This is a genomic window from Shewanella sp. 4t3-1-2LB (assembly GCF_017368415.1).
GTDB classification, from domain to species: domain Bacteria; phylum Pseudomonadota; class Gammaproteobacteria; order Enterobacterales; family Shewanellaceae; genus Shewanella; species Shewanella fodinae.
Genome location: NZ_JAFNJD010000049.1, coordinates 1 through 11,078 on the forward strand (window position 1 = coordinate 1; position 11,078 = coordinate 11,078).

An 11,078-nucleotide genomic window follows, 5' to 3' on the forward strand; every position below is an offset into this window, starting at 1 on the left:
CCGAACACCAATGGCGACACTCATTGATGGGAAAGCGATTTGGGCTGAAAAGAATTTAGCTCAAATCTAATCTGACGGAGGCACCAGAAAAATGGGTAACTGTCAGATCAGGTCTGAGCTAGTACAGATATTGCCCTGAGAATCAAAAGCTTCTTCGGTTATCAGCGCTTCTGCCATTTCTTCCAAGCCAAAGCGCTGATGTTCAAACACCTCAATAGTGTCATCTGCACCAACTAATTTCGGCGCAGAAAATTGCTGCAGATAACGACGTGAGACCTGACATCTAATGAGGTTTCCCTGTTGTTGCGCAGTAAACTCCACCACATCCAGCCCATCTACCCAGCGCACCAATTCATTAAAAATCACCGATTGGTTCATGCTATATGCTCATCCGCCAACTGTTGTCGTAGCTGTTGCAGCACAGGTTCAACTTGTGGCATCACGCCTCGCCATAAGTAAAAACTATATGCGGCCTGCCCGACCAACATGCCCAAACCATCAATTGCCTGAGTAGCGCCGTTAGCTTGGCACCACAGATTAAAAACTGTTGGCGCGGCACCATACATCATGTCATAGCAAACTGCTTGGCTAACGACTACTGCCGGAATGGCCGGTAAATTCCCAGACAAACTGGCAGAGGTGGAGTTGATCACGACATCATAAGCGCCAACCAATTGCTCAGCCTGCACCGCGTGCACTTTTTCTGGGTGCAACGCCGCCAAAACCTCAGCCTTGATGATGGTACGATTGCAGATGTCAATTTGGGAGGCACCTGCCGCTAGCAGTGGTAACAGACAACCACGGGCAGCGCCGCCGGCACCGAGCAGTAACACTTTTTTATGCTGCAAAACAATAAAACGCTGGAGATCTGTTACTAGGCCGTAACCATCGGTGTTATCTCCTCGAATTCGTCCATCAGCTAACCTAATCAATGTGTTAACAGCTCCGGCCATTTCAGCTGCGGGACTGAGTTCATCACACATACGGTAAGCCTGTTCTTTAAATGGCACGGTGACGTTAGCGCCGCAACCACCAGCAGCAAAAAACCGTTGAGCGGTGCCAACAAAGTCGTCTAACGGCACCAAGGCCGCCTCATAACGCATATTGGTATTACTCTGTTCAGCAAATGCCTTATGAATCAATGGCGATTTGCTGTGCTTGATAGGATTACCGAAAACGACGTATTGATCTGTCATGATACGGGATTAACAACGGATGATTGCTGCAGTGTACCCTCGAATAAGTTTCATCAGCAATCACTCTACTCAGTGAAGTCTGCGACTGTGTATACTGGCCATGGAGTGACAGCAAGAGATCGCTATGAACTGGATAAAAAAAATACTTGGCCGCGAAATCGAAGACAGAGACCCGGCACAATCGAACGCTTATGATTTGATTGGTGGTGACCAGACCATTCGCGCCATTGCCAAGCATTTTTATCACGCAATGCAGCAGCGCGAAGATACTCAACAGCTACTGGCAATGCATCCCCATCCGCTATCGCAATCAGAACAAAAACTATATGAGTTTCTCAGTGGGTGGCTGGGTGGACCACAATTGTTTCAGCGGAAATATGGCAACCCAATGCTGAGGGCAAGACACATGCATTTCGCTATTGATGATAATATGCGCGATCAGTGGTTGCGTTGTATGGCGGTGGCGCTGGAACAGTCAGTCAAAAAGCCCGAACATCGGCAAGTCATTTACCAAGCAATAGCGCAACTCGCCGATCATATGCGTAACCAATAACCCTTTCTAAGGGTTATTGGTTGTTTTTACCATACAACTACACTGCTAACCAATCTCTGGGCTTAAGGTAATTCTGGTAAAGATCGGCTTCTGGGGTGCCAGCGACTGGTTGGTAGCTATACTGCCAACGAACCAAAGGCGGCATCGACATCAAAATCGATTCAGTCCGTCCCCCGGTCTGTAACCCAAATAATGTGCCACGGTCATAAACTAGGTTAAATTCCACATAACGACCGCGACGATATAACTGAAATTGACGCTCGCGCTCACCGTATGGCGTATCTTTGCGTTTTTCCACTATTGGCCGATATTGCTCGATAAAGCCATTGCCCACCGCCTGCATAAAAGCAAAACACTGCTCAAAGCCACCTTCATTAAGGTCATCAAAAAACAGTCCTCCCACGCCGCGTGTTTCCTGGCGATGAGGCAGATAGAAATACTCGTCGCACCATTTTTTGTATTTAGGATAAACCTCTTCCCCAAAAGGCTGACACAAAGATTGTGCTTGCCGATGCCATTGCTGGACGTCCTCTAGATATGGGTAATAAGGTGTTAAATCGAAACCGCCACCAAACCACCAGACAGGATCGGCGTCTGGTTTACGGGCAATAAAGAAACGCACATTAGCATGGGTGGTCGGCACATAAGGATTATGGGGATGGATAACCAAGGATACCCCCATCGCTTCAAAACTACGGCCCGCCAGCTCTGGACGATGCGCCGTTGCTGACCCTGGCATCGCATCCCCGGTCACATGGGAAAAGTTAACGCCTGCTTGCTCAAACACCGCGCCATCCACCAGCACTTTGCTTTTACCGCCCCCCCCTAAAGGCCGTTCCCACGCATCTTCCATAAATGTGGCAGAGCCATCTAGTTGTTCTAACGCCTTGCAAATATGTTGCTGCAACTGCTGTAGATACTGTTTCACCATTTGTGAATCAGGTGCGGTCATATTAGCTCCTTAATGGATTATCCCTGTCGCAACACCTTGCCGCTGCGAATATCAATTATGGTTGAGGGTTGACGTTGTTCGCCTAACGCTCCCGTGATTAGCGCGTCCAGCTTGCCATCAAAAGTCCGAAGGATTTCCTCAGCGGTAAGCGCCGGATTTTCACCGGCAAGATTGGCACTGGTGGAGATGAGTGGCTTGTTTAATAAATCACATAACTCGCGTACGACAGGGTGAGCCGATACGCGCACCGCGCAGGTATCAAACTGACCCCGCACCGAAGTTGACAATGACGTCCGGACGGGCATGATAAAAGTAAACGGGCCGGGCCATTTAGCAAAAGCGCTGGCTAACTGCGCTTCGGTCAGTTGTGTTTCATCAATATAAGGTCGCAGTTGCTGGAAATCACTGGCGACCATAATCAAGCCCTTTTGCCACGGCCGCTGTTTAATCTCCAGAATACGTTGTACTGCAGCTTCATCATCAGGATCACAACCTAAGCCATATACCGCTTCTGTTGGATAGGCTATTACGCCACCACACAGCAGTATCTCTTTACTGGCGGATGCTGGTATTTGCAACATCATTATACCTTTACACACAAGACGCTAATGGCGGCTAATGCCGTCGAGGGACTGAGAATTATAGCGACATCGATAAATGCTACCAACCATTGTTTGATGCAGATCACAAAAGCTTTTTGAAGCTACAGCTCTTTTGCGGACACTCCAAGCGGGCTCCTGCAGCACCACGACGTTCAACTAAAATACCAAAGCCACAGTCAGGACAGGTTTCTGCCCGAGGCGGGTAATTCACCAGATATTTGCATTTGGGGTAATTGCTACAAGCATAAAAAGTCTTACCAAAGCGGTTGGTTCTGGGCTCAAGGTTTCCGTTATGACATTGCGGACAAACAACCGTTTGTTGTGTTGGCTGCTGATCGTGTTTTTCGATATGTTTACATTCTGGATAGCGCGTACATCCAATAAAGATACCGAAACGTCCAGATTTCACCGCTAATTCCGCGCCACATTCAGGACAGACCGAACCGGGGATTAACTGCGACGCAATAGCTTCATGCTGCACCAACGGGCGGTTATAGTCACAGGCTGGGTAATTACTGCAGCCTAGAAAACTCCCGTGTTTACTATGGCGAATATGCAACTCGGCACCACACTTGGGGCAAACTTCATATTCACGTTCTAGCGCGTGTTCCCGAGTATTGAAGAGTTGTTGATCAATCTTAGCCATGTTATGCGCTCACTGATTCACTGAAGGTTAATCATAGCATGTCATCACCGTGAATTTAGGGTATTAAAAAAGAGGCGTTACGCCTCTTTCTTCAACGACTCACTCAAGAATGTAATCGGCCATCCGGTTGCTCAAATATTAAGTCTTCCATCTGCGCATACGCAGATTCGTTTCCCGGGGCATTAAATAACACCATCAGGATGACCCATTTGAGATCATCAAGAACTAATGATGATTCATCTAACTCCATTACCCGATCAATGACCATTTCGCGGGTATTGAAGTTAAGTACGCCAATCTCCTCTAAAAACAACAGGAAACCACGACACTCTACATCAAGTTTGTCGATTTCTTCTTTGGTATAAATCCGGAAAGAATAGCTGTCATTGGTCCTGACATAAGGGGTATCACTTTCCTGCAGAGCAGCTAAACGCTCAAGCCAGCTGAGTGCTTTGAGGATTTCTGACTGATGAAAACCTGCACGAGTCAATTCCTTGGTCAACTCATCTTCGTCAACCATCAGTTCAACTTCACTATGAACATAGTTTTCAAACAGATACATGAGGATATCAAACATGGCTAGTTCCTCTTGAGTCTAACGTAACCACCGGGTACTGCGGCAACCCAACCTTGTAATTCAAGTTCAAGCAATTGTTCCAACACCAGATCCAACGTTATACCGCTCTGTTCAACCACAACATCAAGTGGTGTGGTCTCATACCCTACACTAGCTAACAGCGTTTTAAATGGCAACTGCGAGTTGTGTTCAGTTTGTAACGGAACATAACTCGGTAGTGCTTGCAGATGACTCTGCAACAACGGCGACAGCTCTTCTACTATATCGGCCAGTGATTCCACAAGTTTTGCCCCATTTTTAATTAAATCGTGGCATCCTTGATGATCACCACCGAGCACGGAACCGGGCACAGCAAACACTTCCCGCCCTTGTTCCATAGCTGTTCTGGCGCTAATAAGAGAACCGCTGCGGCGTCTGGCCTCGACCACCAGCGTTCCCAAAGCAAGGCCGCTGATTATACGGTTTCGCTTTGGAAAATTCCCAGCAAATGCTGTGACCGAAGGCCAAAATTCACTGATTACAGCACCATATTGCTGAATATCTTCATAAAGTTGCCGATGACGTTTGGGGTAAATCTGTTCTACACCAGTCCCCAGCACCGCCACTGTCTGACCGCTACGGCTTAACGCACCTTTATGCGCAGCACCATCAATACCAGCGGCCATGCCACTGACGACCATAAGTCCAACACTGCCTAATTCCGCCGCCAACTGAAATGCCAATGACAAACCACCATGACTGGCAGCACGACTTCCAACCATCGCAACAGCAGGTCGCAATAAGGCTTCGGGACAACCCTTGAGAAAAATCACCGGAGGAGGATCGGGAATTTGCTGTAATAGAGGAGGATAAAACTGAGTATCACGACAAATAAGGTAATGGTGTGAAGCCTGTTGCTGCCACGCCAACGCTACGTCAACTTTGCGCCAGGCAACAGCAATTTGTGGATCTGCCAGCGCTATCGGTAAAGACTTGGGTTCATGTTCCAGCCTTTGCCGCAACTCTGACACATCCATGTGTTCAAGCAGTTGTCCTATCCGTAGCGGGCCAAGCCCGGATACCGCACTGACAAACAACCAGTCGACCAGAGACGCTTCTGTCATTCTCCTTTCAGAATAGTCACAGGTTGTGTGAGCAGATCCCCCACCCGCACTGGACGCTTGTCAACCAAGATCAACCCCATGCTGGTCTTGTCGAAAACTTTAAACACCATGAGCTGACCTCGGTAGAGATTTGGTAGTTTTACCGCACTATCACTATCCATCGCGGCTAACAGTTTGTCGTAGGCGGACTGCTCATCCGGTAGCACTGGGATATTGTCGTTACCAATGACAACTTCAGCACCGGGTTTGAACACAGTAAAAACCTGGCCGGCTTCCACGCCGTCCTTGCTACCACGGTTAATGTACGCAATATCAAATTTGCCCATTTCACGAATATCTTTTTCGGAAGCGAGGACCTTGGCTCCAGCAACCGTTCCAGCATGAGGCATCAGATAAGCAGACATGAACGCATCATCCTCAAGGGAGAATGCACGAAAACCCGCAATGGTTTCTCGAAAATTGTTCAGCAATAAAACCTTAGAAATATCACCTGATTCAATCACCCGTCCAGTTGCAGTGAGAATGGCTTCCTGCCCCAGAGATTCACCGCTACTGTCATCTTCAAATTGCCGCCCTGGCTGATAAATACCTAATTTTGTTCCTTCGGGAAGATTGCCGCGGATATAAATAATATTGTCTGCCACATGATGTCTGGACGGACTTTCGCCACCCAACACCATAGGTTGTTGTTGCAGCCACTCAGGGTCAACAATACGATTTTGCACCAAATACGGCTCAATTAACGCCAAATCTATCAGTGGAATAGCATCGCTTTTGGACTTAATCCGGCCTTCAGGGCTGTTGTGTATAAAAGGTTTATTGACTAATCGCGGTTCACCATCAATGAATACCAGCGTCAGTCGGTCACCGGGAAATATCAGATGCGGATTGGCAATTTGCGGGTTGGCCCCCCAAAGTTTGGGCCAGCGCCAGGGATCGTTCAGAAACATTGCTGAAATATCCCACAACGTGTCACCTTTTTTTACCACGTAGGTATCGGGGCGCCCAGGTTTAAGGGTTAAGACATCGGCGTATACCCAGAAACCAATCAGAGACAATAACGCAAATAAAGTAAACCTTTTCATGGGCCCATCCGTGTTTTGTAGCTCAAATACCATTAATAATGAGCTTTTTCTGTTATTGACAGCCGCTAAGGATTAAAATTAACGCATTAGCACAAAACAGTATAACCAACTCGCGTGGTTTTAACACAATTGTTACGAGTTACCTATGGCTTTGTTAAATGTACTAAGATTTCCCGATGAACGACTACGAACGGTCGCCGAACCCGTGACTGAATTCAACGCGGCGCTTCAGCAACAGATCGATGATATGTTCGAAACCATGTATACCGAAAAAGGTATTGGTCTGGCTGCGACACAAGTAGACTTTCACAAACAACTTATCGTGATGGATCTACAGGACGATGTGGAGCGTCCACAAGTATTTATTAATCCGAAGATCATCAGTTCCAGTGGTGATTTCTGCAATGAAGAAGGCTGCCTGTCAGTGCCTGGGGTTTATGCTCAGGTAGACAGAGCGGAATTTGTGACCGTGACGGCATTCGATCGTGACGGCAATGAATTTACCGTTGAAGCTGATGGTTTGTTTGCTATCTGTATCCAGCACGAAATGGATCATCTGAAGGGTAAGTTATTTGTCGATTATCTGTCGCCCTTGAAGCGCCAGCGTATCAGGCAGAAACTCGAAAAAGCCGCCCGTCAGGAAGCCAAACAGGCTTAACTTAACCAAACAGGAAAGATTTTGACGTCCTTGAAAGTAATATTTGCCGGGACACCGGATTTTGCTGCCCGCCACTTGCAGACATTGCTGAACTCAGAGCATGAGGTTATCGCGATATACACGCAACCAGATCGTCCAGCCGGACGCGGTCAGAAATTGATGCCAAGCCCAGTAAAAGCGCTAGCACTTGAACACAATTTGCCCGTGTATCAACCCAAGTCACTGCGTAATGACGAGGCACAAAAGCAACTGGCGGCACTAGAGGCCGATATCATGGTGGTAGTCGCTTACGGGCTAATTCTGCCACAAGCGGTATTAGATGCCCCCAGACTGGGATGCATTAACGTCCATGGCTCTATATTGCCACGTTGGCGAGGTGCCGCACCAATTCAGCGAGCGATTTGGGCAGGCGATCAGGAAACTGGTGTCACCATTATGCAAATGGATGCAGGACTCGACACTGGCGCTATGCTACTTAAGACCCGATTGCCCATTACCGCAGAGGATACCTCTGCCAGTCTCTACGAGAAACTGGCAAAACAAGGGCCGGAGGCGCTACTGCAAGCACTGCAGGGGCTGGCAACAGGCACGTTGAGCGCAGAACCACAAGATGACAGTTTGGCCTGTTATGCTGATAAGCTCAGCAAAGAAGAGGCGGTTATCAATTGGCAAAAACCTGCGCAGACTTTATGGCAGGAGATCCGCGCATTTAATCCATGGCCGGTAAGCTATTTTGTGTTGCAGCAGCAAAACATCAAAGTTTGGCAAGCTAGCGTGGAGTCATCAGCCAATGTCGCACAGCCTGGCACCATAGTCAGGGCAGATAAACATGGAATTGCCGTTGCTACTGGTGCGGGTTTGCTACTACTGCAAACACTGCAACTCCCCGGGAAAAAGGCAACTTCCGTCGCCGATATTCTTAACGCACGGGCTGATTGGTTCGCTCCGGGGACGGTACTGGAGACCATATGCGACTGAATCTCAGAGCGCTCGCAGCAACGGCTGTTTATGCGGTTCTTGAACAAGGTCAATCGCTATCTTCGGTATTACCTGACCAACAACGGTTGCTGCCAAACCCGAAAGATAAAGCGCTACTCGCAGAGCTTTGTTACGGTGTCATGCGCGTCCTGCCGCAACTTGATCAATGCATCTCAGCCTGCCTGAATAAGCCTTTTAAAGGTAAGCAGCGGATTATTCATCAGTTACTACTACTAGGTTGTTATCAGCTGTATTTCACTCGCATTCCCGCCCATGCAGCCATTTCAGAAACCGCCGAGGCCTGCCGACAGCTTGGGCATGAAAGTTTGGTAAAAGTGGTAAATGGCGTGCTACGTAATATTCAGCGGCAGCAGCAACCATTATCAGAGGCCAATGATACGCTGAAATATAATTTTCCAGCGTGGATTATCAAAAAGCTACAAGTGGCCTACCCAGCACAATGGCTGCAGATTGTTGAAAACAGTCAGCAACGTCCGCCAATGTGGCTACGTAACAATCGGCAACAACAAAGCCGCGAACAGTACCTGCAACGCTTACAACAACAAGCCATCGAGGCCATCGCTGGCAACAGTGATGATGCCATTATGCTGTCGAGCCCTGTTGACGTAGCGCAACTGCCTGACTTTGGCGTCGGCGCGGTATCAGTACAAGATGGTGCGGCGCAATGGGCCGCACAGCTACTTGATGCCCAGGCCGGAGAATTGGTACTCGACGCCTGTGCCGCCCCTGGGGGTAAAAGCTGCCATATCCTAGAGCGTACGCCCGGCATTCGCCTGGTAGCAGTGGATAATGACAGCAAACGTTTGGAGCGAGTCAGCCAGAATTTGCAGCGGCTAGGATTGGACGCCCAACTATTTGTCGGGGATGCTGCCGCTATTGACAGCTGGTGGCACGGGCCACAATTTGATCGCATCTTGCTGGATGCGCCCTGCTCTGCCACCGGAGTTATTCGCCGCCATCCCGATATTAAATGGCTGCGCAAGGCAGCAGATATTGCAGAGCTGAGCCATTTACAGGCACAGATTCTAGACCATTGCTGGCAGTGGCTTAAACCTGGTGGGATATTACTATACGCCACCTGCTCCATCATGCCGGAAGAAAATCATCAACAGATTGCGGACTTCCTCGCACGAACAGCAGATGCCGAACTGCAAGCTATCACAGCTTCGCAAGAAAATTGTTCACCAGACTGGCAAATACTTCCCGGACAAGACAATATGGACGGGTTTTACTATGCAAAGCTGCAAAAAAACAATACAGCTTAAGGCGCAATCCCGGGAAACATAAGCATGAAGATCATTATCCTCGGCGCAGGTCAGGTTGGCGGCACACTGGCTGAAAATCTGGTAGGTGAGAATAACGACATCACGATAGTTGACAGTGACCGCAACCGTCTCCGGGCACTGCAGGATAAATACGACCTACGAGTAGTTGCTGGTCATGCCGCAAATCCTGGGGTGCTGCAAGAAGCTGGTGCCGAAGATGCAGACATGCTAGTGGCAGTGACTAATAGTGATGAATGTAATATGACCGCCTGTCAGATTGCTTACACGCTTTTCGGCACCCCCACTAAGATTGCCCGTATTCGTTCAGAACAATATCTGGCTATCCGCGATAAGCTTTTTATCGATAGCGAAACCAAAAACACCGAAAGTAAACTGCGCGGTGGTTTTGTTATTGACGAACTGATAGCCCCAGAACAGTTAGTAATTACTTACATTCATCGGTTAGTGGAATATCCGGGAGCTTTGCAGGTGCTCGACTTTGCTGATGGCAGAGTCAGTTTGGTAGCCGTCAGAGCCTATTACGGTGGCCCGTTAGTGGGCAACGCACTAGCAGCATTGCGCGAACATATGCCCAATATTGATACCCGGGTTGCGGCTATATTCCGCCAGGGGCGACCGATCATGCCGCGAGGAACCACCATCATTGAAGCCGATGATGAAGTCTTTTTCGTCGCCGACAGCCGCCATATTCGTGCGGTCATGAGTGAAATGCAAAAGCTGGACAGCTCCTATCGTAATATCATGATTGCCGGCGGTGGCAACATAGGATTAGGACTGGCAAAAAAACTGGAAAAAAACCATTCCGTCAAACTCATTGAACAAAAGCAAGAACGGGCTGAGCTGTTGTCAGAAAAACTGCAAAACACAACGGTTTTTTGCGGTGATGCTTCGGATCAGGAACTGCTGTTAGAAGAACATATTGACCAGACCGATGTGTTTATTGCAGTTACCAATGATGACGAAGCCAATATTATGTCAGCGTTGCTAGCAAAGCGTATGGGCGCCAAAAAAGTCATGGTACTGATCCAGCGTGAAGCCTATGTGGATATTGTGCAGGAGGCGAATATCGATATTGCAATTTCTCCGCAGCAAGCCACCATATCGTCGCTATTAACTCACATCCGCCAAGGTGATATCTGTAACGTCTATTCTCTGCGTCGTGGTGCCGCCGAAGCCATTGAAGCCATTGCCCACGGCGATGCCAGCACCAGTAAAGTGGTCGGGAAGCAAGTTGGCGAGATCAAACTGCCGCCAGGCACAACCATTGGGGCGATTGTGCGCGATGAAGAGGTGCTAATGGCACATGATCGCACTGTTATTGCCCAAGGCGATCATGTGATTCTGTTCCTGGTAAATAAGAAATTTGTCAGCGACGTTGAAAAGTTATTCCAGCCAAGCGCATTCTTCTTCTAGGTTACAAC

General features: G+C 48.5%; 13 protein-coding genes. 5 read left to right on the plus strand and 8 right to left on the minus strand.

Annotated features, from left to right (window positions below; translation table 11 throughout):
- Nucleotides 1-102: 102 nt before the first annotated feature.
- Together J3L11_RS15825 and aroE are read right to left on the minus strand one after the other, a co-directional pair.
- Nucleotides 103-378, minus strand: a complete 276-nt coding sequence (locus tag J3L11_RS15825) for a DUF1488 domain-containing protein (protein ID WP_207571634.1) — start codon at nucleotides 376-378, stop codon at nucleotides 103-105.
- On the minus strand, nucleotides 375-1,196 hold the full coding sequence (gene aroE / locus J3L11_RS15830) for a shikimate dehydrogenase (protein ID WP_207571635.1): 822 nt from the start codon (nucleotides 1,194-1,196) through the stop codon (nucleotides 375-377). Before aroE ends, J3L11_RS15825 begins: the two co-directional genes overlap by 4 nt.
- Nucleotides 1,197-1,320: 124 nt before the next feature.
- Here aroE and J3L11_RS15835 point away from each other — a divergent pair, with 124 nt between their 5' ends.
- Nucleotides 1,321-1,749, plus strand: a complete 429-nt coding sequence (locus tag J3L11_RS15835; RefSeq protein ID WP_133038325.1) for a group II truncated hemoglobin — start codon at nucleotides 1,321-1,323, stop codon at nucleotides 1,747-1,749.
- Between the two features lie 37 nt (nucleotides 1,750-1,786).
- Here the strand turns inward: J3L11_RS15835 and hemF are convergent, their stop codons facing one another.
- From hemF to J3L11_RS15865, 6 genes are all read right to left on the minus strand, one after another.
- Nucleotides 1,787-2,701, minus strand: a complete 915-nt coding sequence (gene hemF / locus J3L11_RS15840) for an oxygen-dependent coproporphyrinogen oxidase (RefSeq protein ID WP_133038326.1) — start codon at nucleotides 2,699-2,701, stop codon at nucleotides 1,787-1,789.
- 17 nt (nucleotides 2,702-2,718) lie between these two features.
- Complete coding sequence (locus tag J3L11_RS15845; RefSeq protein WP_133038411.1) at nucleotides 2,719-3,282, minus strand: L-threonylcarbamoyladenylate synthase; 564 nt, start codon at nucleotides 3,280-3,282, stop codon at nucleotides 2,719-2,721.
- Nucleotides 3,283-3,385: 103 nt separating this feature from the next.
- On the minus strand, nucleotides 3,386-3,949 hold the full coding sequence (locus J3L11_RS15850) for a topoisomerase DNA-binding C4 zinc finger domain-containing protein (RefSeq protein WP_133038327.1): 564 nt from the start codon (nucleotides 3,947-3,949) through the stop codon (nucleotides 3,386-3,388).
- A gap of 103 nt (nucleotides 3,950-4,052) precedes the next feature.
- The gene (locus tag J3L11_RS15855; RefSeq protein WP_189618288.1) at nucleotides 4,053-4,526 is read right to left on the minus strand and encodes a DUF494 family protein; all 474 of its coding nucleotides are present in this window, start codon (nucleotides 4,524-4,526) and stop codon (nucleotides 4,053-4,055) included.
- A gap of 2 nt (nucleotides 4,527-4,528) precedes the next feature.
- Nucleotides 4,529-5,542 (minus strand): DNA-processing protein DprA, encoded by a 1,014-nt coding sequence (gene dprA, locus J3L11_RS15860; protein ID WP_207571647.1) that lies wholly within the window; start codon nucleotides 5,540-5,542, stop codon nucleotides 4,529-4,531.
- An 83-nt stretch (nucleotides 5,543-5,625) separates the two neighbouring features.
- Nucleotides 5,626-6,714: a LysM domain-containing protein gene (locus tag J3L11_RS15865; protein WP_207571636.1), complete on the minus strand. Its 1,089-nt coding sequence runs from the start codon at nucleotides 6,712-6,714 to the stop codon at nucleotides 5,626-5,628.
- A gap of 145 nt (nucleotides 6,715-6,859) precedes the next feature.
- On the opposite strand from J3L11_RS15865, the gene def reads away from it, so the two are divergent.
- Genes def through trkA form a run of 4 tightly spaced genes read left to right on the plus strand, consistent with a single transcriptional unit; the run spans nucleotide 6,860 to nucleotide 11,070 of the window.
- Nucleotides 6,860-7,372, plus strand: coding sequence for a peptide deformylase (def, locus tag J3L11_RS15870; protein WP_207571637.1), 513 nt, complete (start codon nucleotides 6,860-6,862; stop codon nucleotides 7,370-7,372).
- Between the two features lie 21 nt (nucleotides 7,373-7,393).
- Nucleotides 7,394-8,350 (plus strand): methionyl-tRNA formyltransferase, encoded by a 957-nt coding sequence (gene fmt, locus J3L11_RS15875; protein WP_207571638.1) that lies wholly within the window; start codon nucleotides 7,394-7,396, stop codon nucleotides 8,348-8,350.
- Nucleotides 8,347-9,636: a 16S rRNA (cytosine(967)-C(5))-methyltransferase RsmB gene (gene rsmB, locus J3L11_RS15880; protein WP_207571648.1), complete on the plus strand. Its 1,290-nt coding sequence runs from the start codon at nucleotides 8,347-8,349 to the stop codon at nucleotides 9,634-9,636. Before fmt ends, rsmB begins: the two co-directional genes overlap by 4 nt.
- A gap of 24 nt (nucleotides 9,637-9,660) precedes the next feature.
- Nucleotides 9,661-11,070 (plus strand): Trk system potassium transporter TrkA, encoded by a 1,410-nt coding sequence (trkA, locus tag J3L11_RS15885; protein WP_207571639.1) that lies wholly within the window; start codon nucleotides 9,661-9,663, stop codon nucleotides 11,068-11,070.
- Nucleotides 11,071-11,078: the final 8 nt, after the last annotated feature.